19 protein-coding genes are annotated in these 26,958 nt (G+C 69.0%); 16 read left to right on the top strand and 3 right to left on the bottom strand.

Going from position 1 to position 26,958, the window contains the following annotated elements:
- Positions 1-71 precede the first annotated feature (71 nt).
- Both E3T49_RS15830 and E3T49_RS15825 read left to right on the top strand, forming a co-directional pair.
- Positions 72-1,064: an LLM class F420-dependent oxidoreductase gene (locus tag E3T49_RS15830; protein ID WP_134425879.1), complete on the top strand. Its 993-nt coding sequence runs from the start codon at positions 72-74 to the stop codon at positions 1,062-1,064.
- Positions 1,065-1,194: 130 nt separating this feature from the next.
- The gene (locus E3T49_RS15825) at positions 1,195-2,427 is read left to right on the top strand and encodes a methyltransferase (protein ID WP_134425878.1); all 1,233 of its coding nucleotides are present in this window, start codon (positions 1,195-1,197) and stop codon (positions 2,425-2,427) included.
- 68 nt (positions 2,428-2,495) lie between these two features.
- Here the strand turns inward: E3T49_RS15825 and E3T49_RS15820 are convergent, their stop codons facing one another.
- The gene (locus E3T49_RS15820; RefSeq protein ID WP_134425877.1) at positions 2,496-2,888 is read right to left on the bottom strand and encodes a DUF1622 domain-containing protein; all 393 of its coding nucleotides are present in this window, start codon (positions 2,886-2,888) and stop codon (positions 2,496-2,498) included.
- A gap of 325 nt (positions 2,889-3,213) precedes the next feature.
- Here E3T49_RS15820 and E3T49_RS15815 point away from each other — a divergent pair, with 325 nt between their 5' ends.
- The 7 genes from E3T49_RS15815 (at position 3,214) to E3T49_RS15785 (ending at position 11,926) form a co-directional block, all read left to right on the top strand.
- Entirely contained in the window at positions 3,214-4,629 is a 1,416-nt protein-coding gene (locus E3T49_RS15815; RefSeq protein WP_134425876.1) for a DUF6421 family protein, read from the top strand.
- Positions 4,630-4,633: 4 nt separating this feature from the next.
- Entirely contained in the window at positions 4,634-5,317 is a 684-nt protein-coding gene (locus tag E3T49_RS15810; RefSeq protein WP_241972866.1) for an SDR family NAD(P)-dependent oxidoreductase, read from the top strand.
- Positions 5,318-5,390: 73 nt separating this feature from the next.
- Positions 5,391-6,275 (top strand): ABC transporter ATP-binding protein, encoded by an 885-nt coding sequence (locus tag E3T49_RS15805; protein ID WP_134425875.1) that lies wholly within the window; start codon positions 5,391-5,393, stop codon positions 6,273-6,275.
- Positions 6,272-7,402 carry an ABC transporter permease gene (locus tag E3T49_RS15800; RefSeq protein WP_134425874.1) on the top strand — a complete coding sequence of 377 codons (1,131 nt, stop codon included), beginning with the start codon at positions 6,272-6,274 and terminating at the stop codon, positions 7,400-7,402. Before E3T49_RS15805 ends, E3T49_RS15800 begins: the two co-directional genes overlap by 4 nt.
- Before the next feature lie 32 nt (positions 7,403-7,434).
- The gene (locus E3T49_RS15795; RefSeq protein ID WP_174722440.1) at positions 7,435-8,523 is read left to right on the top strand and encodes a threonine aldolase family protein; all 1,089 of its coding nucleotides are present in this window, start codon (positions 7,435-7,437) and stop codon (positions 8,521-8,523) included.
- Entirely contained in the window at positions 8,520-10,211 is a 1,692-nt protein-coding gene (locus E3T49_RS15790; protein WP_134425873.1) for a long-chain-fatty-acid--CoA ligase, read from the top strand. The genes E3T49_RS15795 and E3T49_RS15790 overlap by 4 nt, the downstream gene beginning before the upstream one ends.
- A 305-nt stretch (positions 10,212-10,516) precedes the next feature.
- Positions 10,517-11,926, top strand: coding sequence for a dihydrolipoyl dehydrogenase family protein (locus E3T49_RS15785; RefSeq protein WP_134425872.1), 1,410 nt, complete (start codon positions 10,517-10,519; stop codon positions 11,924-11,926).
- Positions 11,927-12,072: 146 nt separating this feature from the next.
- Here E3T49_RS15785 and E3T49_RS15780 read toward each other — a convergent pair whose 3' ends face one another.
- On the bottom strand, positions 12,073-13,119 hold the full coding sequence (locus tag E3T49_RS15780; RefSeq protein WP_134425871.1) for a zinc-dependent alcohol dehydrogenase family protein: 1,047 nt from the start codon (positions 13,117-13,119) through the stop codon (positions 12,073-12,075).
- Positions 13,120-13,226: 107 nt separating this feature from the next.
- On the bottom strand, positions 13,227-15,416 hold the full coding sequence (locus E3T49_RS15775) for an ATP-dependent Clp protease ATP-binding subunit (RefSeq protein ID WP_134425870.1): 2,190 nt from the start codon (positions 15,414-15,416) through the stop codon (positions 13,227-13,229).
- 229 nt (positions 15,417-15,645) lie between these two features.
- Here E3T49_RS15775 and E3T49_RS15770 point away from each other — a divergent pair, with 229 nt between their 5' ends.
- From E3T49_RS15770 to E3T49_RS15740, 7 genes are all read left to right on the top strand, one after another.
- Complete coding sequence (locus tag E3T49_RS15770) at positions 15,646-17,076, top strand: aminobutyraldehyde dehydrogenase (RefSeq protein ID WP_134425869.1); 1,431 nt, start codon at positions 15,646-15,648, stop codon at positions 17,074-17,076.
- A 116-nt stretch (positions 17,077-17,192) separates the two neighbouring features.
- Positions 17,193-19,130 (top strand): primary-amine oxidase, encoded by a 1,938-nt coding sequence (locus E3T49_RS15765; RefSeq protein ID WP_134425868.1) that lies wholly within the window; start codon positions 17,193-17,195, stop codon positions 19,128-19,130.
- Positions 19,131-19,169: 39 nt separating this feature from the next.
- Positions 19,170-20,057: a universal stress protein gene (locus E3T49_RS15760; RefSeq protein WP_166785591.1), complete on the top strand. Its 888-nt coding sequence runs from the start codon at positions 19,170-19,172 to the stop codon at positions 20,055-20,057.
- Positions 20,058-20,073: 16 nt separating this feature from the next.
- Positions 20,074-21,627, top strand: coding sequence for an APC family permease (locus E3T49_RS15755; protein WP_134425866.1), 1,554 nt, complete (start codon positions 20,074-20,076; stop codon positions 21,625-21,627).
- Positions 21,628-21,687: 60 nt separating this feature from the next.
- Positions 21,688-24,963: a DEAD/DEAH box helicase gene (locus E3T49_RS15750; protein WP_198414274.1), complete on the top strand. Its 3,276-nt coding sequence runs from the start codon at positions 21,688-21,690 to the stop codon at positions 24,961-24,963.
- Positions 24,964-25,065: 102 nt separating this feature from the next.
- Positions 25,066-25,950, top strand: coding sequence for a class II fructose-bisphosphatase (gene glpX / locus E3T49_RS15745; protein WP_134425864.1), 885 nt, complete (start codon positions 25,066-25,068; stop codon positions 25,948-25,950).
- A gap of 199 nt (positions 25,951-26,149) precedes the next feature.
- Entirely contained in the window at positions 26,150-26,761 is a 612-nt protein-coding gene (locus E3T49_RS15740) for a histidine phosphatase family protein (RefSeq protein ID WP_420898564.1), read from the top strand.
- Positions 26,762-26,958 lie beyond the last annotated feature (197 nt).

The following is a 26,958-nucleotide window of genomic DNA, read 5'->3' as shown; positions in this document are numbered from 1 at the left end:
CGGTCTCGGGCAGACGCTGCAACCGTGTGACGCGCGCCAGGCATCCGCTGCCCAAGCGTAGGCTCGAAACCATGCGATTCGGACTCTTCATACCTCAGGGCTGGCGCCACGACCTGGTCGGCATCGACCCGGCCGAGCAGTGGGCGACCATGAGCGGCCTTGCCGCTCACGCCGATGCCGGCGAGTGGGAGTCGATCTGGGTGTACGACCACTTCCACACCGTGCCGGTGCCGAGCGAGGAGGCCACCCACGAGGCCTGGACGCTGATGAGCGCGTTCGCGGCCACCACGAAGCGGGTGCGCCTCGGCCAGATGTGCACCTGCATCAGCTATCGCAACCCGGCCTACCTCGCCAAGGTCGCGTCGACCATCGACGTGATCTCCGGTGGGCGGGTCGAAATGGGCATCGGCGCCGGCTGGTACGAACACGAGTGGCGCGCCTACGGCTACGGCTTCCCCCGCGCCGGCGAGCGCCTCGCCCGCCTCGACGAGGGCGTGCAGATCATGCGCCAGGCCTGGACCACCGGCACCGCCACCCTCGACGGACAGCACTACCAGGTGGACGGCGCCATCATGCGGCCGCTTCCCCTGCAGGATGGCGGCATCCCGGTCTGGATCGCCGGCGGCGGCGAGAAGGTCACCCTGAAGATCGCCGCGAAGTACGCGAACTACACCAACTTCGACGGCTCGCCCGAGGGCTTCTCGCACAAGAGCGAACTGCTCGAGGCGCACTGCCGGGCGGAGGGCACCGACTTCGGCGCCATCACCCGTTCGGCGAACTACAACACCGTGATCGGGGCCACGGAGGCCGAGGTCGCCGACCGACTCGACGCCATCCAGTCCCGCGTCACCCCGTATCTCGGCGAGGACGGCGCGGCCGACTTCATGACCGAGTACCGCAGCGGCGAAGCGCAGGGCGTCGGCACGCCGGAGCAGGTCGTCGAGCGCCTCAAGGGCATGAGGGAACGCGGCCTCGGCTACGCCATCCACTACTTCCCGGAGGCCGCCTACGACCGCTCGGGCCTGGAGCTCTTCGAGCGCGAGGTCATGCCCGCCCTCCGCTAGCCGATCGGGGCCGGCCGCACGCCAGCCCCACCCGCCGACATCGACACTCCCGGTCGACGTCGACCGGCACACGACTCGAACTCGACCGCACCGGTCGAACTCGGCGCGCTGGAGCGCGAGGATGGAACCCATGAGCACCACGAACACCACCGCCGAGCCCGCCCGGATCACCTGGCAGGAGGATGGGCAGACCCGGTCGGCCCTCTGGCACTCGGAGAGCGGCTGGGCGCCGCCGCAACGCATCGTGATCGCCGACGACCAGCTGACCGCGGATGCCGCCTACCGCCTTGCGCGGAACGGCACCGGCATCCTCTGGCGCGGTGACTTCCACAATGCCCGGCAGTTGCTCACTGCTTTGGGCCGCCGCGTCGACCGCGGCCGGCACGCGCCCACGACCGACCTGGCCGCGGCGTTCCGGCGCTACCGATCCGAGGCGCTGCGCCGGGCGCAGTTGCTCGGACTGCTGCTCGTGCCGCTCGACGCCGACTACACCGTGCCGCTTCGCCGCGCGCCCGATGTGCGGCGCGCCTGCACCGAAACCTACGGCCCGGCGACGGCTGCCTCGGTCACCGCCCTGCGCGAGCTCGTCGGCGTCATCGGGGCGCATGAGTGGCGCACGACCGGCGTCGACGTGCCCGCGCTCGGAGCCCGCATCCACCCGCACTACGGGGTCTTCTCGCCGGTGCGCGGCGAGTACCTCGACCTCGTCCACACGGCCCCGCTCCCGCCGGCGCGGGGTGCGACGGCCGGCGGTTCTGAGGCCGAGGCCGGCTCCAGCGCGGCGCCCGCCACCGCATTCGACATCGGCACGGGCACCGGGGTGATCGCCGCGTTGCTGGCGCGGCGCGGCATCCGTCATGTGGTCGGCACCGACCAGGAACCGCGGGCACTGGCCTGCGCGCGGGAGAACATCGAGCGGCTCGGGCTGGCCGGCACGGTCGAGATCATCCGGGCCGACCTGTTCCCCGCCGGGCGCGCCGACCTGGTGGTCTGCAACCCGCCGTGGATCCCCGCGTCCGCCGTCACTGCCACAGACTTCGCCGTCTACGACCCGGACAGCCGGATGCTGCGCGGCTTCCTGTCGGGGCTGGCCGACCACCTCGAAGTGGCCGGGGAAGGCTGGCTCGTGCTCTCCGACATCGCCGAACACCTCGGCCTGCGCTCCCGCGGCGAACTCCTCGACCTGATCGAGGACGCCGGACTCGAGGTCGTCGCCCGCCTGGACACGAAGCCCGTGCACGGCCGCGCCGCCGACGCGTCCGACCCCCTGCACGCCGCCCGCTCGAAGGAGACGACGTCGCTCTGGCGGCTCCGGGCCGCCTCGGCGCCCGCTTTCCCCGCTTCCCCTCCGGGCGCTCGGTGAACCGACACGTTTGAGGGGTTTCCGACCCGCGCCACCCCTCAAACATGTCGGTTCACGCGGCGATCGGGCTATTTGAGCGGATGCGACGTCGCGACGCCGTCCGGACCCCGGCCGGCCAGGCGCCAGCGGGACCAGGGCCAGGCGCCGTCCATCTCCACCTCGAGGGAGAAGCTGAGGAGCACCCGGATCACCACGATCGAGCCGAGTACCAGCACACTCTGCGGGGTCGGGTCCACCAGGATCGTGCGGATGATGTCGGCGACGATCAGCACTTCCAGTCCGAGCAGGATGGCCCGGCCGAGATTGCGGCGCAGCTGCGTGTAGGCACCCTGCCGGGTGTCGGCCCGGAGTGCCGCCGGAACGGCGGCGAGGAACGCGGCCGCACCGCCTAGCACCATGATGGCCGCACCGGCCGCCTCGACGACCCGAATGACCACCGCGATCACCTGCTCAAAGTCCATTGCCGGCGCCCCTCGCTCTGTGATTGCCCTGACGATACCGCGCCCCGGTCAAGCCTGTCGACACCGGCCGCGTCCCGGTCGCCACCCGGAGCGCCGCCCGGCGACAGTGCCCATTCCGGTCGAGAGTGACCGGCGCAACGGACACTCTCGACCGGAACGGCGATTTCCGGCGCAGCGGCCCCGTCAATGCGGCGATTCGTTGCGGAAAGTAGCAAGAAAAAGCCGGTCGGGTCCCGATACTCTGGACGTTGGCGCCGACGCCGGTGCCATCACTACCCGCACACCCCGCCGCAACCGCGGCACTCACGAAGAACGGGAGGTTCCCATGTCGAATTATGTTGCGCACGAAGCACTGGTCGGTGAGCCCGAGGTTCTCGAGGATGCCGTCACCGACTCCGCCACCACCTCCGGCGCCGACCCGGCCACCCACCCGGCCTGGCTCCGCCTCAAGACCGCCGCCACCGCGCTGCAGGCTAGCCAGGTGCAGGACGGCTCGATCCCGATCGCCGCCGCCCACGCGGATGCCGCGGCTCACGTCGACGTGATCATCGCCGCCATCGACGAACTCGCCCCGCTGTTCCCGCACGACGACGCCTACCTCGCGGCGGTGAACGTGGACTTCACCCGCTGGCGCACCGAGGGCTTCGGCGTGCCGGACTTCTTCGACTCCCTGATGGCGTTCCAGCCGCAGCGGAACCGACTCGACGGCATCCGTCATCTGGTCGTGTTCCCGATGTACACGCAGAACGGCAGCGCCAACCGCTTCGTCGAGGCCGTGCTGATCGAGGTCATCTGGCCGGAATTCATCGATCAGCTCGAGCAGGAGTACACGAACGGCCTGTTCGTGCCGATCAGGTTCCTCGATTTCACTCCCGGTTACGACACCAACTCGGCCGTCCTGTTCCCCGAGACCGTGGCGATGCGCGAGATCCCCACGTTCACCTGGGGTGCGATCTTCGCCGACCGCGAGGCCGCTCGGTTCCGCCGGGTGGTGCGCGCGGCCGCCGAGATCACCCGCCTCGAACTGCCCGCCGACGCGGCGGCGCTGCTCGACGACCAGCACCTGACCGAGGAAACCTTCGTCATGTGGGACCTCATCCACGACCGCACGCACATGCGCGGCGACCTGCCGTTCGACCCGTTCATGATCAAGCAGCGGATGCCGTTCTTCCTCTATTCGCTCGAGGAACTACGCTGCGACCTGACCGCTTTCCGCGAATCGGTGACGATCGAGCGCGACGAGAACGCCAGCCCGGACGCCCGCACGCACGCGAAGCTCGTGCAGTACGCCGTGATCTTCGACCGGATCTTCCGGTTCGCGATCAGCGGCTCCCGGGTGCGCAACTACGACGGCCTCGGCGGGCAGCTGCTCTTCGCCTGGATGCACCAGCACCACGTACTGCACTGGACCGACACCCGGCTCACCTTCGACTGGGACGCCGTGCCCGACGTGGTCATCGCGCTCGGCAAGCAGATCGACGACCTCTACTGGGCGTCGATCGACCGGCCGAAGAAGTCCCACTGGCTGGCCGCCTACGAGATGATCGCCGAGACGCTCACGCCGAACCCGGCGTCGCAGTGGGCCCGGGGCCTGCCGCTGGACGTGCTCGCCGGCCCGCCGAAGGGGTACACCGACCTGGTCCTCGACGACGAGTTCCCGCTGTCGATGTTCTTCGAGGCGCTCGACAAGAAGATGAAGCCCGTGATCGAGTCGACCGCCGGGCTCACCGGGCGTGACTGACGACGTGACTGACACCACTGCGCGGCCTGCCGTCGCCGGTCGCACCGTGCTCATCGCCGGTGCGACCAGCGCGGCCGGCCGCGCTGTCGCCTCCGCGCTGACGGATGCCGGCGCGCACGTGATCGCGGTCGGCTCCAACGCCGAGCGCCTGCGGGGCCTTGCCGCCGAGGTCCCCGGCGCCGAGACGTACGTCTGTGACCTCGGTGATTTCGCGCAGGTCACGGCTCTGGCCGAAGCCGTGCGCGCCGACCACGGACCCATCGACGGCCTGATCCACCTCGTCGGCGGCTGGCGCGGCGGCGGCGGACTGGCCGGCCAGTCCGACGAGGACTGGGACTTCCTGCACACCCACGTCGTCACAACGCTCCGCAACACCACCCGCGCGTTCAACGACGATCTGCTGGCCTCGCCGGCCGGCCGGCTGGCGATCGTCTCGTCGGTGTCGGTCGACAAACCGGCTCCCGGCGGCGCGAACTATGCCGCCGCGAAGGCCGCCGCGGAGACCTGGACCCGCGCGGTCGGCCAGGGCTTCGCCAAGGCGAGCACGGATGCCGCGGCGGTCATCTTCGTCGTGCGGGCCCTCGCCGGGCTGGAAACCGAGCTCGCGACCGCGGTCGGCGGCCTGTGGGACGTGCCCGCCGCATCCGTCAACAACTCCCGCGTTCTGCTGGCCCCGCCCGCATCGTGAGTCACTGACTCAATCGGCCGAGGGCGTGGGGCGAGCCGCTAACGTGGATCGGAGAGGCTACGGAGGGGTAGGCATGCTCGAGATCAGGAACGTGAACAAGCACTACGGCACCCGGCAGGTGCTGAACGGGGTGAGTTTCGGCGTCGAGAGCGGTCGCCTGACCGGGTTCGTCGGGGCGAACGGCGCCGGCAAGACCACCACCATGCGGATCATCCTGGGGGTGCTGTCGGCCGACTCCGGCACGGTGCTGCAGGACGGCGTGCCCCTGACCAGCGACGACCGCCGCCGTTTCGGTTACATGCCGGAGGAGCGCGGCCTCTATCCGAAGATGAAGGTCGGCGAGCACCTCGTCTACCTGGCGCGGCTGCACGGGCTGAGCCCGGCATCCGCCCGTCGCAACACCGCCGAGCTGCTCGATCGGCTCGGCCTCGGCGAGCGCGCCGGCGACCTGGTGCAGTCCCTCTCGCTCGGCAACCAGCAGCGTGCCCAGATCGCGGCCGCACTCGTGCACGACCCGGAGTTCCTCGTGCTCGACGAGCCGTTCTCCGGCCTCGACCCGATCGCGGTGGAGGTGGTCATGAGCGTGCTCTCCGGCTTCGCCGCCCAGGGCGCGCCGGTGCTGTTCTCCTCGCACCAGCTCGACATCGTCGAGCGCCTCTGCGACGACGTCGTGATCATCGCCGACGGCCAGATCCGGGCCAACGGCCCTCGTGAGCAGCTGCGCGAACAGCACAGCAGCCCCCGGTTCGAGCTCCGCACCGCGGTCGACGCGGAGTGGATCCGCTCCGTGCCCGGCATCTCCGTGCTCGACCTCTCCGACGGCGTCGCCGTGTTCGAGGCCGCAACGGATGCCGCCAGCCAGGCCGTCCTGCGCCAGGCCCTCGACCGCGCGCCGGTCACGTCGTTCAGCCAGCAGCGGCCGAGCCTCGCCGCCATCTTCAAGGAGGTCGTGCAGTGAGCACCCCGCAGAACAGCCGCGTCCAGGCGCGCCCCCGCGTCCCTGCCCCCAGCTTCGCCCGGAGCGTGTGGCTCGTCGCCACCCGCGAGATCATCGCCCGGCTCCGCAGCAAGGCGTTCCTGATCTCGACCGGGCTGCTGCTGCTGATCTCGATCGGTTCCGTCGTCGCCGGCGGCATCGCGAGCCAGAACCAGAGCCTGCCCCGGGTGGCCGTGGTCGGCTCCGCCACCCAGATCATCGAGCGGACCGAGGCGTTCCGCATCGTGGAAGCGGATGACGTCGCGGCCGCCGAGAAGCTCGTGCGCGCCGGAGACGTCTCCGCGGCCGTCGTACCGGCCACAGGAGAGGCTGATCCCCTCGGCGTGCGCATCATCGCCCTGGACTCCCCACCGCTGGACGTTCTCGGCACCCTGAGCGTGTCCCCCGCGGTGAGTCTGCTCGATCCGGCCCCGCAGAGCGGCGGCCTGGTCTACCTCGTCTCCCTGGGCTTCGGACTCGTCTTCTTCATGTCCGCCATCACGTTCGGCTCGACCATCGCGCAGAGCGTGGTGGAGGAGAAGCAGACCCGTGTCGTCGAGATCCTGATGACCACCATCCCCGTTCGCGCCCTCCTCGGCGGCAAAGTGGTGGGCAACAGCATCATGGCCTTCGGTCAGATCGTCGCGATCGGCGCTCTGGTCTCGATCGGCATGGCCATCACCGGCCAGAGCGGGCTGCTGGGCACCGTCGGGCCGTCGATCGTCTGGTTCGCCGTGTTCTTCGCGTTCGGCTTCGTCATGCTCGCGGCACTCTTCGCCGCGACCGCCTCGATGGTCTCCCGTCAGGAAGACGTGGGCTCGGCCACCTCACCCGTGCTCTTCCTCGTGATGATTCCCTATTTTCTGGTGATCTTCTTCAACGACAACGCCGCCGTGCTCGCCGTGATGTCCTACATCCCGTTCTCGGCGCCGGTCGGCATGCCGATGCGGATCTTCCTCGACACCGCGCTCTGGTGGGAACCGCTGCTCTCCCTGGCCATCCTGCTCGTCTCGACGGTCGTCGTGATCCTGCTGGGCTCGCGCATCTACTCGAACTCCCTCCTGCGCATGGGTGCCCGCGTCACCTTCCGGCAGGCCCTGCGCGGCTGACCCCGCCGGGCGCACAGAAGGCGGGCAGACGGATGCGCGAAGATGGAGTGGTGACTCAACTTCATGACCTTTCTTCGCGCGGATTCGCCTCAGACAACTACTCCGGGGTGCATCCCGAGATTCTCGAGGCGATCGTCGCCGCAAACGGCGCGCACCAGATCGCCTACGGCGAAGACGTGTACACCGCACGGTTGCAGGAGGTCTTCGCCCTGCACTTCGGCGCCGGCGTCGAAGCCTTCCCCGTCTTCAACGGCACGGGCGCCAATGTGATCGGGCTGCAGTCGATGCTGCCGCGCTGGGGCGCCGTGATCTGCGCATCCACCGCCCATATCAACACGGATGAGGCGGGCGCGCCCGAAAAGGTGGCCGGCATCAAGCTCCTCACCGTCGACACCCCCGACGGCAAGCTCACCCCCGCGCTGATCGACCAGCAGGCGTGGGGCTGGGGCGACGAGCACCGGGCCCAGCCGCTGGTCGTGTCGATCACGCAGACCACCGAGCTCGGCACCGCGTACACGGTCGACGAAGTGCGCGCCATCGCCGACCACGCCCACGCCCACGGCATGAAGCTGCACATGGACGGCGCCCGGCTGTCCAACGCGGCCGCCTCTCTGGGCCTGCCGTTCCGCGCGTTCACCCGCGACGCCGGCGTCGACGTGCTCAGCTTCGGCGGCACGAAGAACGGCATGATGTACGGCGAGTGCGTCGTGGTGCTGAACCCGGAGGCATCCGCGGGTCTGATCTACCTGCGCAAACTGAACATGCAACTGGCCTCGAAGATGCGCTTCATCTCGGCCCAGCTGATCGCGCTGCTCGGCGGCGACCTGTGGCTGCGGAATGCCGGCCACGCCAACGCCATGGCCAGGCGGATGCGCACCGCCCTCGAGTCCGGCATCGCGGCCGGCGAGATCGAGGGTCTGTCCTTCACCCAGAACACCCAGGCCAACGCCGTCTTCGCGATCCTGCCCCCCGGCGTGGCCGATCGCCTCCGCGGGCACTTCCGGTTCTACGATTGGAATCCCGCGACCAACGAGGTGCGTTGGATGTGCGGGTTCGACACCGAGGAGGCCGACATCGACGCATTCGTCGCGGCCCTGATCCGAGAGTTGGCCGCCCGATGAACGTCTTCGAGAACAAACCCTGGCTCGGCTCGTACGCCCCCGGGGTGCCAAGCACCATCCAGGAACCGACCGACACGCTGTCCGACATGATCGAGACCTCTGCGCGCCGGTTCGGCCCCAAGGTGGCCCTCGACTTCTTCGGCGCCACCACCACGTACTCCGAGCTCGACGAGCAGATCTCCCGCGCCGCGAACGGGCTGCTGCGCCTCGGCGTGAAGCCGGGCGACCGGGTGGCCCTGGTGCTGCCGAACTGCCCCCAGCACGTGGTGGCCTTCTACGCTGTGCTGCGGCTCGGCGCCATTGTCGTCGAGCACAACCCGCTCTACACCGAGCGTGAGCTCCGGCACCAGTTCGAGGACCACGGCGCCCGCATCGCCATTGTCTGGGACAAGATCTATAAGACCGTCACCGATTTTCCGGCCGACCTCGGCCTGCGCACCGTGATCGCGGTCAACCTGACCGAGGCGATGCCGCTCGCCAAGCGGCTCCTGCTCAAGCTGCCGATCAACAAGGCCCGCGAGTCCCGCGCCGCCCTGACGTCGGGTCCGCTGGGCAAGGATGCCTTCACCTGGGCCGGCATCGTCGGCTCACGCAAGCTGCGCGCGAGCCACCCGCGCCCGAAGGTCACCGACACGGCCGCGCTCCAGTACACCAGCGGCACCACCGGCACCCCGAAGGGCGCCATCCTCAGCCACTTCAACCTGCGCTCGAACGCCTTGCAGGGCGAGGCGTGGGTGCAGGGGCTGCGCCCCGGTGAGGAAGTCTTCTACGCGGTCCTGCCCATGTTCCACGCGTACGGGCTGACCCTGTGCCTGACGTTCGCCATGGCCACCGGTGCACGGCTGGTGCTTTTCCCCAAGTTCGAGGAGGGTCTGCTGCTGGATGCGGCCAAGCGAACCCCGCCCACGTTCATGCCGGCCGTCCCGCCGATCTACGACCGGCTCGTGACGGCCGCCGCGAAGCAGAATGTGAGCCTGCGCAGCATCCGTTTCGCCATCTCGGGCGCGATGAGCCTGCCGGTGTCGATCGTCGAACGCTGGGAGTCCGCCACCGGCGGGCTGCTGGTCGAGGGCTATGGCATGACCGAGGCCTCGCCCATCGCCGTGGGAAACCCGATGGGCCCGACCCGGCGCCCTGGCACGGTGGGCGTGCCGTTCCCGAGCACGGAGATCCGCGTGGTGGACCCCGACGACCCCACCGTGAACCGCGGCATCGAAGAAGAGGGCGAGCTGCTCATCCGCGGCCCGCAGGTCTTCTCCGGATACTGGGACCAGCCCACCGAGACCGCGAAGACGCTGCTTGACGGCGGCTGGCTGCGCACCGGTGACATCGTGCGGGTCTCGGCCGACGGCTTCGTCACGGTCGTCGACCGCATCAAGGAGCTCATCATCACCGGCGGCTTCAACGTGGCACCCTCCGAGGTCGAGGCTGCCCTGCTGTCGCATCCGGATGTCGCCGACGCCGCCGTCGTCGGGCTGCCGAGCGCGAACGGCGGCGAAGACGTCTCCGCAGCGGTCGTGCTGTCGCCCGGCGCCACCCTCGACGTGGCCGCCCTCCGCACCTATTGCCGCACACGGCTCTCCGCCTACAAGGTGCCGCGCACGATCGTGGAGGTCGACGAGCTGCCCCGGTCGTTGATCGGCAAGGTGTTGCGCCGCGAGGTGCGTGCCGGCCTGATCAAGGAGTAGCCGCGCGCGCCTGATCGCACCGCCCCACTGATCGAGCCGCCCCGGTGATCGAGCCACCCCACTGATCGAGCCGCCCCGGTGATCGAGCTTGTCGAGATCCCCACCCCACTGATCGAGCCTGTCGAGATCCCCACCCCGGTGATCGAGCCACCCGGGTGATCGAGCCACCCCGGTGATCGAGCCTGTCGAGATCCCCACCCCCGGCACAGTAACTCCCCAGCCCCATCCGGTAAAAAGGTCTTCCGACTGAAGCGCCCGGCACACCGTCCGCGCGGCACCAGCAGTGAACACGGGTGGAGCCCACGATGACCGAAACAAAACCCGATCACTTCGATGTCGTCGTCATCGGCGCAGGTCCGGCCGGGACGGCCGCGGCGCTCCGGGCCGCCGAGCTGGGAGCCCGGGTCGCCGTTGCGGAGGCCGACCGGCTCGGTGGCACCTGCGTGAACACGGGCTGCGTGCCAACGCGAGTGCTCGCCAAGGCGGCGCGACTGATGCGCGAGGTTCGCACAGCGGACACCTACGGAATCGTGGTCAACGACCCGCATATCGACTGGGCGACCATGGTCGATCGGGTGCAGTCGCGGGTGGACAAGGTGCGCTCGATCAAGAGCGAGGCCGAGCGTTTCGCCGACGCGGGAATCGAACTGGTGCTGGAAGGTCGGGCGCGTTTCATCGATCCGCACTCCGTGGTCCTGGACACCGGCCGGATCCTCACCGCCGACACGTTTCTGGTCTGCGTCGGCGGGCACTCCCGTCGACTCCCCGTGCCGGGAGCGCACCTGGCGACCGTCCCGGAAGACATCCTGAACCTGCCGGAACTGCCTGCACGGGTCGCCGTGATCGGCGCCGGCAACACCGGCGCGCAACTCGTCACGGTGTTCAATTCGTTCGGCTCGGCCGTGACCGTGCTCGACGTCGCGCCGCGCATCCTGACGGCGTCGGATTCCGACATCTCCGCCCTGGTGTCGGCGGCGTTCCGTCGGCAGGGCGTGGCCGTGCACACGGGCATTGAAACGGTCACGGGGATCGAGCAGGAATCCGACGGATCCCTCACCCTGTCCTGGCGCGAGAACGGAACGGACCAGTCCTCCGGCTTCGACGCCGTCATCATGTCCACGGGCTGGCCGGCGGATGTCGACGACCTGGGGCTCGACAAGGCCGGCATCACCACGGCGCGTTCGGCAATCCCGGTGGACCTGTACTTTCGCAGTGAGGTGTCCCACATTTTCGCGGTCGGCGACGCCAACGGACGGGACATGCTCGTGCAGGCCGCCCAGTTCGAAGGTGAGGCTGCGGCCGAGAACGCGGTGCTGGGCGCCAACCGCAGAACACCGCACCACCTGCTCCCCGCCGGCGGATTCACCGACCCCGACTACGCCGGAGTGGGGTTCACCGAGGAGGAGGCGAGGGCTCGGGACCCGCACTGCGTCGTTGCGACCGTGCCCTATATCGAACTCGACCGCGCGGTGATCGACGGCCGGGAACCCGGGTTCCTCAAGCTGATCGCCGACCGGCGGCGGGAATTGATCCTCGGCGCCCATGCCACCGGGGAGAACGCGGTCGAGGTGATCCAGTCGGTGACGACGGCGATGGCCGCCGGCGTCGACGTCGCCACCCTGGCCGGGGTGCGCTTCGCCTATCCCACCTATAGCGCGGTCATCGGCCTGACCGCGCGTCGACTCCTGCTGGAGCAGCCGACACCTCCCCGCTGACGCTCACGCTGCTTCGACCCGTCGGCCATCGTTGACGAGGCCACCCTGCCCACCGACCAGCGACAGCCGCGAGAGCGCAAAAATTGCCCCCTCACGAGTCGTGAGGGGGCAATTTTTGCGCTCTCGCGAGCGGGGTTACGGAACGGCTACGGGCGCAGCAGCACCTTGATGGCGCGGCGCTCGTCCATGGCGGCGTACGCCTCGGCGACCTCGGACAGCGGCAGCTGCAGGTCGAACACGCGGCCGGGGTTGATGGCGCCCGAGAGCACCTCCGGCAGCAGCTCTTCCACATAGCCGCGAACGGATGCGACGCCGCCGTTGAGCCCGACGTTGCGCCCGAACAGCGGGCGAACCTCGATCGGTCCACCGGTGGGCACGCCGACGTAGCCGACCATTCCACCGGGGCGGGCAGACGCGATGGCCTGCTCCATCGATTCCTTCGTGCCGACGCACTCGAGTACGCAGTCCGCGCCGATGCCGTCGAAGAGCTCACGGATGCGGGCCACGCCGGCCTCGCCGCGTTCCTCGACGATGTCGGTCGCGCCGAACTCGCGGGCCACGACCTGGCGCTCGGGGTGACGGGACATGGCGACGATGCGGGAAGCCCCGAGCCGCTTGGCCGCGATGATGGCGCAGAGGCCCACGGCACCGTCGCCCACGACGACCACGGTGCTGCCGGTCGTCACGCCGGCGGAGACCGCGGCGTGGTGGCCGGTGCCCATGACGTCGGCGAGGGTCAGGAGACCCGGAACCTGGGCATCCGTGGGCATCGTCGGCGTCGCCACAAGCGACCCGTCGGCGTGCGGCACGCGCACCTTTTCGCCCTGGGCGCCGTCGGCGAAGCCGCCGAGCTGGTCGTCCGCGCCCCACCAGCCGCCGTGCAGGCAGGAGGTGCTGGTGCCGTTCTGGCAGTTGATGCAGGTGTTGTCGCAGTCATAGAACGGCGCGATGACGAAGTCGCCGACCTTGACCCTGCTGACGTCGGCGCCGATTTCCTCGACGATGCCGACGAACTCGTGGCCGATGCGTTTGGGTTCATCGGTGGGTTGGATGCCCCGGTAGGGCCAGAGGTCTGAGCCGCAGACGCAGGCTGCGACGACACGCACGATGGCGTCACCGCCGGTGGAGAGAATCGGATCGGGTACTTCTTCGAGGCGGATGTCCCGTTCCCCGTAAATCACTGTTGCACGCATGGTTCGAGCCTAGGTCAGCCCCCTGACCGTCACCGGGTCAGGGGGCCCGTTCCGCCATATTCCCGCCGGATTCCGCTGGACGCGCAACCCGCCGGGAATGCCCGGAGCTACAGCAGCGCGTCGTCGTCGAGGTCGGCCGGGTCGACCACCAGCACCGGGGCGACCGCGACGCTGAGCGAATCCCCATCCGGGGCCAGGTCCACCCGCACCGTGTCGCCGTCCCGCACGGCCCCGGACAGGATCGCGGTCGCCAGGCGGTCGTCGATCTCGGTCTGCATCAGCCGCCGCAGCGGGCGCGCCCCGTAGATCGGGTCGTAGCCGCGCTCGGCCAGCCAGGTGCGGGCATCCGGGGTCACCCCCAGCTCGAGCCGGCGCTCGACCAGCCGCTTCTCCAACCGGTCCACCATCAGGCCGACGATCTGGCCGAGGTCCTCCATCGACAGCGTCTGGAACACCACGATGTCGTCGAGGCGGTTGACGAACTCGGGCTTGAAGGTCTGGCGCACGAGCGTCTGCACGGCTGCTTCCTTCTCGTCCCGGCTGAGCACCGGGTCGATCAGGAACGCCGACCCGAGGTTCGACGTCAGCACCAGGATCGTGTTGCGGAAGTCCACGGTGCGGCCCTGGCCATCCGTGAGCCGGCCGTCGTCGAGCACCTGCAGCAAGACGTCGAAGACCTCCGGATGCGCCTTCTCCACCTCGTCGAACAGGATCACCGAATACGGGCGGCGGCGCACGGCCTCGGTCAGCTGACCACCCTGTTCGTAGCCGACATAGCCGGGAGGGGCCCCCACCAGGCGGGACACGGAGAACTTCTCCCCGTATTCGCTCATGTCGATGCGCACCATGGCTTTTTCGTCGTCGAAGAGGAACTCGGCGAGCGCCTTCGCGAGCTCGGTCTTGCCCACGCCGGTCGGCCCGAGGAAGAGGAACGAACCGGTCGGCCGGTCCGGGTCGGAGATGCCGGCCCGGCTGCGCCGCACGGCGTCGGCGACCGCGCGCACGGCCTGCCGCTGCCCGACCAGGCGGTGCCCGAGTTCCGCCTCGAGGTTCAGTAGTTTCTCCGTCTCGCCCTGCAGCAGCCGGCCCACCGGGATGCCGGTCCACATGGCGACCACGGCGGCGATGTCCTCGGAGGTGACCTGATCGTTGACCATGCGCGGGCCGTCGGATTCGGCCTGTTCGGCCGCGGCGAGTTCCTTCTCCATCTTCGGGATGTCACCGTAGAGCAGCCGGGACGCCTTCTCCAGGTTGCCTTCGCGTTCGGCCCGGTCGGCCCCGCTGCGCGCGGTGTCGAGCCTCTCCTTGAGCTCGCCGACGCGGTTGAGGGAGGCGCGTTCCTTGTCCCAGCGCGCCTGCAACTCGGTCAGTTTCAGTTCGCGTTCGGCGAGGTCCCCGCGCAGCTTCTCCAGCCGCGCCTTGGAGGCGTCGTCCTTCTCCTTCTTGAGGGCGAGCTCCTCCAGCTTGAGCCGGTCCACGCTGCGCCGCAGCTCGTCGATCTCCACCGGGGCGGAGTCGATCTCCATGCGCAGCCGGCTGGCTGCCTCGTCGATCAGGTCGATGGCTTTGTCGGGCAGCTGGCGGGCCGTGATGTACCGGTTGGAGAGGGATGCAGCGGCGACCAGCGCCGAGTCCGCGATCGACACCTTGTGGTGGGCCTCGTAGCGCTCCTTCAGCCCGCGCAGGATGGCGACGGTGTCTTCCACGCTCGGCTCGTCGACCAGCACCGGTTGGAAGCGGCGCTCGAGGGCGGCATCCTTTTCAATGAATTCGCGGTACTCGTTCAGGGTGGTGGCGCCGATCAGGCGCAGCTCGCCGCGCGCGAGCATGGGCTTGAGCATGTTGGAGGCAGCCACGGAGCCCTCGCCGCCGCCGGCACCCATCAGGGTGTGCAGCTCATCGACGAAGGTGATGATCTGCCCCTCGGCGTCGTTGATCTCCTTGAGCACGGCCTTGAGCCGTTCCTCGAACTCGCCGCGGTACTTCGCCCCGGCCACGAGCGCCGCCAGGTCGAGAGACACCAACTGCTTGCCCTTGAGGGAGTCGGCCACGTCACCGGCCACGATGCGCTGGGCCAGCCCCTCCACCACGGCGGTCTTGCCCACGCCGGGTTCCCCGATCAGAACGGGGTTGTTCTTGGTGCGCCTGGTGAGTACCTGGCTGACCCGGCGAATCTCGGCGTCGCGGCCGATCACCGGGTCGAGCTTGCCGCTCTTGGCGATCTCGGTGAGGTTGACGCCGTACTGTTCCAGCGCCGTCTTGGCCTCGTCCTGGGGCGGTTGCTGACCTGCTTGCATCGGAAGATCCTCTCTCGGGCCGGCCGCTCTCGCTGCAGGTCGGTGGAAAAGCTGAGTCTGATGGACTCAAGTTTAGGTGACATCACGCCGGCGCGCCAGCGGTCCGGCGGCAGGCGGAGGATCGCCCCTGTGAACCCATTTCCTCCCGGGGTATCCGGATTCCGCTGTCAGATGCCATACTTACCGAACTAAAGACCCGTTTCTACACTCAGCGCAGAGGATCAGGCCCGTGGCTACCCCCACCCTTAAAAACTTCGTCAATGGCCGCTTCATCGATCCCGCCGGCACCGAGTTGCTCGACATCGTCGATCCCACCACGGGCAACCTGGTTGCCCGGGCCCCGGTCTCGACCGTTGCCGACGTCGACGCCGCGATGACCGCCGCGAAGACCGCCTTCCGCACCTGGGGCCGCACCACGCCGTCCGAACGGCAGCGCGCGCTGCTGCGCCTCGCCGACGCGATCGACGCCGAGAGCGACGCCATCGTGGAGGCCCAGCACCGCAACACGGGCCAGCCCCGTGCCACGATCGCGGCCGATGAGGTCGCGGCCGGCGCCGACCAGCTGCGCTTCTTCGCGGGCGCCGCCCGCCTGCTTGAAGGCAAGTCGGCCGGTGAATACCTGCCGGGCATGACCTCCTGGGTGCGCCGCGAGCCGATCGGCGTGGTCGGGCAGGTCACCCCGTGGAACTTCCCGTTCCTGATGGCGATCTGGAAGATCGGACCGGCACTGGCGGCCGGCAACACCCTCGTGCTCAAGCCCAGTGACACCACCCCCGAGTCGACCCTCGAACTCGCCCGGATCAGCCAGGGCATCCTTCCCGACGGCGTGATGAACATCGTTCTCGGCAACGGCGGCACCGGGGCCGCGATCGTCGAGCATCCGGTGCCCGGCCTGGTTTCGATCACCGGCAGTGTGCGGGCCGGCATGGCCGTGGCCGCAGGCGCGGCCAAGACGCTCAAGCGGGCGCACCTCGAACTCGGCGGCAAGGCGCCTGCCCTGGTCTTCGCCGGTGTGGACGTCGCGAAGACCGCTGCCGCCATCGCGGACTTCTCCTTCTACAACGCCGGGCAGGACTGCACAGCCATCACCCGTGTGCTCGTGCACGAGTCCATTCACGACGAGTTCGTCGACGCCTTCGTCGCCGAGGCCCGCAGCCGCACCACCGGCTCAGGCGACGACACCGACAACTACTTCGGACCGCTCAACAACGTCAACCACTTCGGCGACGTCGTGCGGAAGGTCGCCGCGCTGCCCGACCACGCCGTCATCGCCACCGGTGGTCACCAGGTCGGCACCGCGGGCTTCTTCTTCGAGCCCACCGTCGTCACGCAGGTGCGCCAAACGGATGCGATCGTGCAGGAGGAAACGTTCGGCCCGGTGATCACCGTGCAGTCCTTCGCCTCGGAAGAGGAAGCGGTCACCCTCGCGAACGACGTCAACTATGCCCTCGCCTCGAGTGTGTGGACCCGCGACCACGCCACGGCCATGCGGGTCTCCCGTGACCTCGACTTCGGCGCGGTGTGGATCAACACCCACATCCTGCTCACCGCCGAGATGCCCCACGGCGGCTTCAAGCAGTCCGGTTACGGGAAGGACCTATCGATGTACGGCGTCGAGGACTACACCCGAATCAAGCATGTGATGAGCTCGCTGGAGTAACGCGGGTCTCGACAGGCTCGACCACCGGGTCTCGACAGGCTCGACCACCGGGTCTCGACAGGCTCGACCACCGGGTCTCGACAGGCTCGACCACCGACCAGAACAGGGGACCATCGATGACATTCCATCCGCTCGACCCGCTGTCCGCCACGGAGTTCACCGCCGCGGTCGCCATCCTCGCCCGCGAGCGCGGCGTCGCCGACGGCTGGCGGTTCGCCTCGATCGAGCTGGTCGAGCCCACCCGGAACGCCGTCGCCGCGTTCGCGGCCACGGGCGTGGTTCCCGACCGCCGGGCGCGCCTGGTCGTGCTGAACCGGGCCGAGAACACCACGTGGGTGGGCGTGGTGTCGCTCACGACCGACGCCGTGCTGGACTGGGACACCGTGCCCGGGGTGCAGGCCAACTTCACCGTCGACGAGTGGGAGGAAGCCGACGCCGCCCTCCGCGCGCATCCCGACGTGATCACCGCCCTCGCCCGCCGGGGCGTGACCGACCTCGACCTGGTCTTCATCGACACCTGGACCTACGGCGACGCCGTCATCCCCGACCGGTACCGCGGCCGTCGCCTGGGCTGGTCGGATGTCTGGGTGCGGGCCTCCACAGAAGCCAACCCCTACGCGGGCCCGGTCAGCGGCCTGCACTTCGTGCTCGACATGAACACCATGGAACTGCTCGAGGTCGAAGACTCGTTCACGGTCGACCCGCCGGAGGGCATGGGTGAATACGTGCCGCACCTGGTGCCCCGGCGCATCCGGGATCGCGGCGAGCGCCCGGCACTGACCCCGCTCGACGTGGTGCAGCCCGACGGCCCGAGCTTCACGCTCGACGGCAACCTGGTGCAGTGGCAGAACTGGTCGCTGCGGGTGGGCTTCAATTACCGCGAGGGCATGACCCTGCACAACGTGGGCTACCGCGACGGCGGCCGGGTGCGCCCGATCGCCAATCGGCTGTCGTTCGCGGAGATGGTCGTGCCCTACCGCGACCCCAGCGTGGATCACTTTCGCCGCACCGCCTTCGACATCGGCGAGTGGGGTCTGGGTTTCATGACCACCTCCCTTGAACTGGGCTGCGACTGCCTCGGTGAGATCCGCTACCTCGACGCCGTGCTGCACAACAGCAAGGGCGAGCCGTACAGCATCCCGAACGCGTTCTGCATCCACGAGGAAGACAACGCCGTGCTCTGGAAGCATGTCGACCACAACGGCAGCGCCGAGGTGCGACGGATGCGCCGGCTCGTCGTGTCCTTCCACGTGACGGTCGCGAACTACGAGTACCTCGTCTATTGGCGCTTCTACCAGGACGGCAACATGGAGTGCGAGGTGCGCGCCACCGGGATCATGGTGGTGACCCACCTCGACGAGGGCCAGCCCCACCCCAACGGAACCCTCGTCGACACCCGCACCTACGCCCCGTTCCACCAGCACTTCATCGTGGCCCGGATGGACCTCGACGTCGACGGGCCGGAGAACACGGTGTTCCGCACCGAGACCAGGGCCGAGCCGATCAGCGCCGCGAACCCGCTCGGCCTCGCGATCACCCAGCAGAACACCCCGATCGAGACCGAGGGCTTCGACGACTTCAACTGGGACACCCAGCGGGCCTGGAAGGTCGTGAACGAGAACTCGTTCAACGGCCTCGGCACCCCCGTCTCCTACAAACTGGTGCCGGGCGGAGCCATCCCCTCGTTCTTCGACCCGGCCGCGCCCGCACTCCAACGCGCCCAGGTGATCGGGCACACGGTCTGGGTCACCCCCACCGACGAGGCCGAGCGCTGGCCGTGCGGCGAGTTCGTGAACCAGAGCGCGGTGGACCACGGTCTGCCCGAGTGGATCAAGGCGCGCCGACCAGTGCGCAACGCCGACCTCGTGCTCTGGTACGTTTTCGGCATCCACCACATCACCAGGCCGGAAGAATGGCCGATCATGCCGGTCGACACCGTGTCGTTCTGGCTCAAGCCGGTCGGTTTCTTCGACCGAAACCCGTCGCTCGACGTGGAACCCAGTCCGGCGCACTGCGCACCGGACGAGCACACCGGGCACCCGCATGAACACTGACCAGTGCGACACCCGTCGCGAACCGAGGGAGAGACCCGCGTGACCCGAGTACCCAACTATGTCGTCGCCTACGAAGCGACCGAGCGGGGCAATGACACCGTCGAGCTGGGTGTCGCGCTGGCGCGCCTGACCCGCTCCGAGCTGCGTCTGTGCCTCGTGCTCCCCCATCACTCATCCACCGTGCCGGCCCGGGTCGGCGCCGTCTCCTCCCCCGATTACCAGGCGCTGCTGGAGGAGCAGTCCCTCGAATGGCTCGAACAGGGCCTGGCGCGAGTCCCCGCCGATGTGATCGCCACCACGCACCTGCTCTACGCCGAGTCCACCACCGAGGGGCTGCTGCAGGCTGCCCGCACCTTCGACTCGGACCGCATCGTCGTCGGGGCCTCGCGCCGTGGCCTGATGAACCGATTCACGATCGGCAGCGTGGCGAACGCCCTTCTGCACTCCTCTCCCGTGCCGGTCGCGCTCGCTCCGCGCGGCTACAAGGCGCCCGCGCAGCTGACCCGGATCACGTGCGCCATCGGTACCCGGCCCGGCTGGAGGACACTGCTCGACTCCCTGCTGGCCTTCTCCGAGGACCTCACCGTGGATCTGCGCTTCGTCACCCTCGTCGAGGTCGACGCCGGTCGCCGGCACCCGGCCGAGCAGGCCGAGAGTCAGACCCACCTGGCCGAGGTGCTGGAGTATTTCCAGAGCCGGTCCACGGCGCACGGCGCCATCAGCACCGAGGTTGCCTCCGGGCACAGCGTCGAAGCCGCGGTCGAGGCTCTCGACTGGCAGCCCACCGAGGTTGCCTTCGTCGGATCCAGCCGCCTGGCCCAGCCCACCACGATTTTCCTCGGCATCACCGCGCACCGCATGCTGCACGCGCTCCCCGTTCCCCTCATCGTGGTTCCCACCGGCACTGACGCCCGTAAGCCGCACTGACCCTAAGGACAGTCCTATGACTAGCCAATCTCCTCCCTCGGGCTCGACGCCCGGAACCTCCACCCTCAGCGGCGGCCTGTCCGAGAAGGGCCTCAGCGCCGGCTCGATCGGTCTGCTCGGCGCCACGGTCATCGGCATCTCATGCATCGCGCCGGCCTACACCCTGACGGCTTCCCTCGGCCCGACGGTCGCGGCCGTCGGCACCCAGATGCCGGGCATCTTCCTGGTCGGGTTCATCCCGATGCTGCTGGTGGCGCTCGGCTACCGGGAGCTCAACAACGCCATGCCGGATGCCGGCACCTCCTTCACCTGGGCCACCCGCGCCTTCGGGCCGTGGGTGGGCTGGATGGGCGGCTGGGGTCTGATCGTGGCGACCGTGGTCGTGCTCTCCAACCTCGCCGGAGTCGCCGTCGACTTCTTCTACCTGATGCTCGCCCAGCTGTTCGGCAACCCGGGCCTCGCCGACCTCACCAACAACGTGCTGATCAACGTGCTCACCTGTCTGGTGTTCATGGTCGCGGCCGCCTACATCTCCTATCGCGGCATGGAGACCACCAAGGCCGTGCAGTACGTGCTCGTGGCCTTCCAACTGGTTGTGCTGGTCTGGTTCAGCGTGGCCGCCCTGACCCAGGTCGCCGAGGGCACCGCCTTCGACGCCCTCGCGTTCAGCGCCGATTGGTTCAACCCGTTCCTCACCCCCTCGTTCACGGCATTCGCGGCCGGGGTCTCACTCTCGATCTTCATCTTCTGGGGCTGGGACGTCACCCTGACCATGAACGAGGAGACCAAGAACCCGAAGACCACCCCCGGGCGTGCGGCAACGCTGACCGTGGGCGTCATCTTCGCGCTCTACATCCTCGTGGCCATCGCCACACTGATGTTCTCCGGCATCGGCGCCGGCGAATTCGGGCTCGGCAACGAGGAGATCCAGGGCAACGTGTTCGCCGCCCTGGCCGGTCCGGTGATGGGTCCCTTCGCCATCCTGATGTCGCTGGCCGTGCTGTCCAGCTCGGCCGCGTCGCTGCAGTCGACCTTCGTCGGTCCGGCACGCACCATGCTCTCGATGGGCCACTACCAGGCGTTCCCGAAGCGCTTCGCCTCGATCAGCCCGCGCTACAAGTCCCCGGCCTTCGCCACCGTGATGGCAGGCGCTGTGGCCTGGGGCTTCTACGCGATCATGCGCGTGCTCAGCACCGATGTGCTCACCGACACGATCCTCACCCTGGGCATGATGATCTGCTTCTACTACGGGGTCACCGCGTTCGCCTGCGTCTGGTATTTCCGGGACTCTCTGCGCGGCCCCCGGGCCATCCTGCTGAAGCTGCTGGCGCCGCTGATCGGCGGGGTCATCCTGCTGGTCATCTTCGCGACCACGCTGTACGACAGCATGAACCCGGACTACGGCAGCGGATCGAACATCGGCGGAGTCGGGCTGGTGTTCATCCTGGCGATGGTGCTGTTCATCGGCGGCATTGTGCTGATGCTCGTCCAGCACCGCATCAACCCTGCCTTCTTCCAGGGTAAGACCCTGACGAAGGGGTCCGCCAAGGAACACGGGCACGTGGAGTAGCCCACGGATGCGTCCGGCCGGGCCTGCCCCGGCCGGACGCATGGGAGAATGGTGCCCGCCATGGCCCACACGCTCAGCTCCCACGACATCGCGCTCCTCGTGGGCAGCCAGGCCTTCTCGCGCGGCGAGCGCTATCTGCGCAACGGCCACGTCGAGGCGGAGACCTGGTTCGGTTCCGGCACCCAGCTGTTCGGCACGGTTCGCGGTTCGCGGCCCACGCCCTATTCGGTGACCGTCTCGTTCACGCTCGATTCCGCGGGTGCGGCGGTGCGGGCATCCGGTGTCTGCACCTGCCCGGTGAAGCGCAATTGCAAGCATGTCGCCGCACTGCTGCTCGGCAGTCAGGGCGGAATTCCGGGACGCAGCCGCGGCGGGGTCGCCGCCGACCCCGACTTTCCCGCCAGTGGCACCGCCGCGCGCGCAGCGTGGCGCAGCGCGCTGGCTCCGCTGGCCCGACCGGTTTCCGCGCCGGCGTTAGACACCCGGCTCGCCCTCCAGTTCCAGCTCCTCGCTCCCGAGAACGGACGTTTCGCCGGCCGGCCGGGGCTGCGCCGGCTCGCGGCGCGGCCCGTGATGATGGGCAAGCAGGGCAAGTGGATCCGGGGCAGCATCACCTGGGAGAACCTGACCACCGACGGTTCGCTCGATCGCGGCCAGCTGCGCGTGCTCTCCGCGCTGTACGCGCTGCAATACGCGGATCGGCCGTACTACTTCGGCGCCACCCAGTGGATCCCGGTCGACGCGTTCCCCGACCGGGCGCTCTGGACCCTGCTCGACGACGCGGCGAACGCCGGCCTTCCCCTGATCGCCGCCACCCTGGAACAGCACCCCGTTCTCGTCTCGCCCGTGCCTGCGAGCCTGGAACTGGACATCCGCCGCTCGGCCGACGGGTTGACGTTGCGACCGACCCTGCTGCTGGGCGACGAGTCGCACCTGCCGGGAACCTTCGGCTTCATCGGTGACCCGGCCCATGGCGTCTACACCTGGGCACCGCACGCCGGCAGCGACTCCCCGCAGATCACCCTGGCCCCCCTGGCGGGCGAGATCAGCCGGGAGCTCACAGCCATGGCCACCTCCGCCGGCATCAACGTGCCCCGCTCCGACGAAGCCGACTTCCTGGCCGAGTTCTACCCCTTCCTCCGCAACCGGGTCACCGTGACCAGCCGCGACCTGTCGTTCGCCCTGCCCGAGACTCCGCAGCCGGTGCTGGCCTTGACCATCACCCATCAGACGGATGCCCGCATCACCCTGCACTGGGCCTGGCACTACCCGGATTACGACCAGCCGCTCCGCCCGGTGCCCGGCGACATCCGTTATCGCGACGACGGGCGCGAGGGGCAGATCCTGCACGGGGTGCACGGTCTGCTGTCGCCCGTACCGGCACTGATCGGTCAGCGGAACGGCTTACCGGTACTGATCGAGCGGGCCACTCTGTCCGGTTCCGCCATGCTCGGCTTCCTCGACACGATCGTGCCGACCCTGGCGGCCGCCCCGCACGTCACGGTGCTGGTCGCGGGTGACGCGACGGAGTACCGCCGGGCCGACGCGGCCCCGGTGATCACGATGGGCACCACCGAACGTGCGGACGACCGGGACTGGTTCGACCTGCAGGTATCGGTCAGCATCGACGGCGAGGAGATCCCGTTCGACAGCCTGTTCCGGGCGCTGGCCTCCGGTCAGCAGCTGATGATCCTGCCGAGCGGCACGTGGTTCAGCCTTGACCGTCCCGAACTGCACACGCTCCGCCGGCTGATCGAGGAGGCCCGCGGGCTGCAGGACGCCGGCGCCGATTCCCTGGGGATCAGCCCGTTCCAGGCTGATCTCTGGGAGGAGCTGCAGGCCCTCGGAGTCGTCGCCGGGCAGGCGGCCGCGTGGCGCGACACCGTGTCCGGGCTCACCGATGTCGCCCGGATCCCGGTCCAGGCGCTGCCGGCCGGCGTCGACGCCACCCTGCGCACCTACCAGCAGGCCGGTTTCGAGTGGTTGAGCTTCCTCTACGACCATCACCTGGGCGGCATCCTCGCCGACGACATGGGGCTCGGCAAGACCCTGCAGGCCATCGCGCTGATGGAACGCGTGCGGGAACAGCCCGGGGCGAGTGCGCCGTTCCTGGTGGTGGCGCCCACCAGCGTCGTCTCCAACTGGGCCGCGGAGTGCGCTCGGTTCGCGCCGGGCCTGCGGGTCGCCGCGATCACCGAGACCGCCGGCAAGCGCAGCACCACCCTGGCCTCGCTGCACGAAGGCGCCGACGTCGTCGTGACCTCGTACACGCTCTTCCGCCTCGATTTCGACGATTACCAGGCCCTGGCCTGGTCGGGGCTCCTGCTGGATGAGGCCCAGTTCGTGAAGAACCGCAAATCCCGCGCCCACCAGTGCGCCCGGCGCCTGGACACCCCGTTCAAGCTGGCGATCACCGGCACGCCGCTGGAGAACAACCTGATGGAGTTCTGGTCCCTGCTCTCGATCACGGCACCGGGGCTGTTCCCCAGCCCGGGTCGCTTCGGCGACTACTACCAGAAACCGATCGAGAAGGATGGCGATGGTGACCGGCTCGACCAGCTGCGCCGGCGCATCCGCCCGTTCATGCTGCGCCGCACGAAGGAGCAGGTGGCCGGCGATCTGCCCGCCAAGCAGGAGCAGGTGCTCGAGCTCACACTGCACCCGAAGCATCGCTCGGTGTACGACACGCACCTGCAGCGGGAGCGACAGAAGGTGCTCGGCCTGATCGACAACCTGAACACGAACCGGTTCGAGATCTTCCGCTCGCTCACCATGCTGCGCCAGCTCAGCCTCGACGCGAGTCTCTACGACGAGAAGTACGGCGACATTCCCTCGACCAAGCTCGACGTGCTGCTCGAGCTGCTGGAGGACATCGTGGCCGGCGGACACCGCACGCTCATCTTCAGCCAGTTCACCCAGTACCTGGCCAAGGCCCGCGCGCGCCTTGACGCCGCCGGCATCAGCTACTCCTACCTCGACGGCAAGACCCGCAACCGGGCGCAGGTCATCAGCGACTTCAAGACCGGCGACAACGCGGTGTTCCTGATCAGCCTGAAGGCCGGCGGTTTCGGCCTCAACCTGACCGAGGCCGACTACGCCATCCTTCTCGACCCGTGGTGGAACCCCGCCACCGAGGCGCAGGCCGTGGACCGCATGCACCGCATCGGGCAGACGAAGAACGTCTTCGTCTACCGGCTGGTCTCCCGCGACACGATCGAGGAGAAGGTGATGGCCCTCAAGGCAACGAAGGCCCGCCTGTTCGAGAGCGTGATGACGGATGGCCCCGCGCACGGAACCGCCCTGACCGCCACCGACATCCGCGAGCTTCTGGCGTAGCGCGCCCGCGCCCGCACCCGTGGCTGCACGAGAACGGCACCGGGCACGCGAGTAGGCTGTGCCTGCCGGTCCCGAGACCGCTGTCCCAGCAAGAGGTGGCCCATGCCGCAGCACAACCAGTCCGCGCCCTTGGCCGGAACCACCGTCATCGGCGCCGACGGGTGGCCCGCCGAGCTGGTCGCCGCCGTGCGCGCCTCCACCGAGGCGGCAGCCCGCGCAACGCTGCCGTGGGTTGGCCGGGGTGACAAGAATGCCGCCGACGAGGCCGCCGTCGCGGCCATGCGCGCCGTGCTCCTGACGGCGCCGTTTAGCGGAACCGTCGTGATCGGCGAGGGCGAGAAAGACGAGGCTCCGATGCTCGCCAACGGCGAGCGACTCGGCACCGGGATCGGTCCGGACTGCGATATCGCGGTGGACCCGCTCGACGGCACACGCCTCGCCGCCGACGACCTTCCCGGTGCGGTCTGTGTCATCGCCCTCTCCCCGCGGGGCACGATGTTCGACCCGGCGGGCGTCTTCTACATGGAGAAGCTCATCGCCGGCCCGGCCGGTCACGGCGTTCTCGATCTCCGGGCCTCGGCCACCGAGAACCTCCGAGCCTTCGCGGCTGCCACCGGTATCCGCGAGACCGCGCTCACCGTCGCCGTGCTCGACAAGCCCCGCCACGCCGCGCTCATCCGCGAGATCGAGTTCGCGGGCGCGCGGGTGCTCCGAGTGCTCGAAGGGGACGTCTCCACCGCGATCTCCGCCGCGTCCACGGATGCCGCCGTCGACCTCTCGATCGGGATCGGCGGAACCCCGGAGGGTGTGATCGCGGCCTGCGCCGTGCGCGCCCTCGGCGGTGTCATGCTCGGCCGGATGGCCCCGCAGAGCGACGAGGAACGCGCTGGTGCCCTCACCGCCGGCCTCGACCTCACCCGCATCTACACCGTCAACGACCTGGTCGCGAGCGACCGGGTGCTTTTCGCCTCCGCCCCCATCACCTGACCCGGCCGGTGGTCGAGCCCGCCGCTGGTCGAGCTTGTCGAGACCCAAGCCTGCCCGGTGGTCGAGCTTGTCGAGACCCGCCCGCCCTCGCTGCTCGAGCCTGCCGCTCCTCGAGCCTGCCCATGGTCGAGCCTGCCGCTGGTCGAGCCTGTCGAGACCCGATTCCCCTCCCGGCACGTCCCCGAGGGAGAATAGTCTGGTGAGCTCCACAACGACCTTCGCCCTCATCCGCCATGGACAGACCGATTGGAATGCCGCTCTGCGCATCCAGGGTCACTCCGATATCCCCCTCAACGAGACCGGTCGAGGCCAGGCGGCGGATGCCGTCGGCCACCTGGCCGACTACGAGTGGGACTTCGTCGTGTCCTCGCCGCTCAGCCGCGCGGCAGAGACCGCGGATCTGATCGCCGATGGCCTCGGGCTCACCGTCAACCGGCGCATTCCTGAGATGGTCGAGCGCAATTACGGCCCGGCCGAGGGAATGAGCGCCGGCCCCGAGCTGGACGCGCTGCGCGAGCCGGGCGGCCCCACCGGCATCGGCGGCTTCATCGGCGCCGAGCCGGAGTCGACCGTGGCCGCCCGTGGCCTGACCGCCCTGCAGCTGCTGGCCCGGGATCACCCCGGTGCCCGCATCATCGTCGTGAGCCACGGCACGCTAATCCGTTTGACGCTGATGCAGGCGCTGGACCAGCCTGTCGACACGATCAGGAATGCCTCCCTCAATGTGCTCGCGCACACCCAGGCCGGCTGGACCCTGGACATCCTCAACGGCATCCCGATTCCCGCCGCCGACCTCCTCCCCACCGCTTAACGACGGAAGGCCACCCTGCTTGGGTGGCCTTCTTTTTCGGTCGTGGCGTGCGCCCCAGCACCGAGACGCGCGCGTGTGCGGCCTCGTGTGGGGCGGATTGTGCCCACGATTGTTCCCGTTCCGGTCGAGAGTGGCCGTTCTGCTGGGCACTCTCGACCGGAACGGGAACAGTCACGACTGGTTAACGGGGGAAGGCC

Origin of the sequence: Cryobacterium cryoconiti (assembly GCF_004403065.1) — a bacterium.
GTDB lineage: Bacteria > Actinomycetota > Actinomycetes > Actinomycetales > Microbacteriaceae > Cryobacterium > Cryobacterium cryoconiti.
Note: the sequence above shows the minus strand (reverse complement) of the source record. Positions and strands in the feature narration are given on the sequence as shown.

Bases quoted from the DNA above. Each gene is read 5' to 3' on its own strand.
- E3T49_RS15785 (WP_134425872.1), top strand. From the start codon at position 10,517: ATGACCGAAACAAAACCCGATCACTTCGATGTCGTCGTCATCGGCGCA.
- E3T49_RS15775 (WP_134425870.1), bottom strand. From the start codon at position 15,416: ATGCAAGCAGGTCAGCAACCGCCCCAGGACGAGGCCAAGACGGCGCTG.
- E3T49_RS15765 (WP_134425868.1), top strand. From the start codon at position 17,193: ATGACATTCCATCCGCTCGACCCGCTGTCCGCCACGGAGTTCACCGCC.
- E3T49_RS15750 (WP_198414274.1), top strand. From the start codon at position 21,688: ATGGCCCACACGCTCAGCTCCCACGACATCGCGCTCCTCGTGGGCAGC.
- E3T49_RS15805 (WP_134425875.1), top strand. From the start codon at position 5,391: ATGCTCGAGATCAGGAACGTGAACAAGCACTACGGCACCCGGCAGGTG.
- glpX (WP_134425864.1), top strand. From the start codon at position 25,066: ATGCCGCAGCACAACCAGTCCGCGCCCTTGGCCGGAACCACCGTCATC.
- E3T49_RS15790 (WP_134425873.1), top strand. From the start codon at position 8,520: ATGAACGTCTTCGAGAACAAACCCTGGCTCGGCTCGTACGCCCCCGGG.
- E3T49_RS15830 (WP_134425879.1), top strand. From the start codon at position 72: ATGCGATTCGGACTCTTCATACCTCAGGGCTGGCGCCACGACCTGGTC.
- E3T49_RS15825 (WP_134425878.1), top strand. From the start codon at position 1,195: ATGAGCACCACGAACACCACCGCCGAGCCCGCCCGGATCACCTGGCAG.
- E3T49_RS15815 (WP_134425876.1), top strand. From the start codon at position 3,214: ATGTCGAATTATGTTGCGCACGAAGCACTGGTCGGTGAGCCCGAGGTT.
- E3T49_RS15820 (WP_134425877.1), bottom strand. From the start codon at position 2,888: ATGGACTTTGAGCAGGTGATCGCGGTGGTCATTCGGGTCGTCGAGGCG.
- E3T49_RS15795 (WP_174722440.1), top strand. From the start codon at position 7,435: ATGCGCGAAGATGGAGTGGTGACTCAACTTCATGACCTTTCTTCGCGC.
- E3T49_RS15755 (WP_134425866.1), top strand. From the start codon at position 20,074: ATGACTAGCCAATCTCCTCCCTCGGGCTCGACGCCCGGAACCTCCACC.
- E3T49_RS15780 (WP_134425871.1), bottom strand. From the start codon at position 13,119: ATGCGTGCAACAGTGATTTACGGGGAACGGGACATCCGCCTCGAAGAA.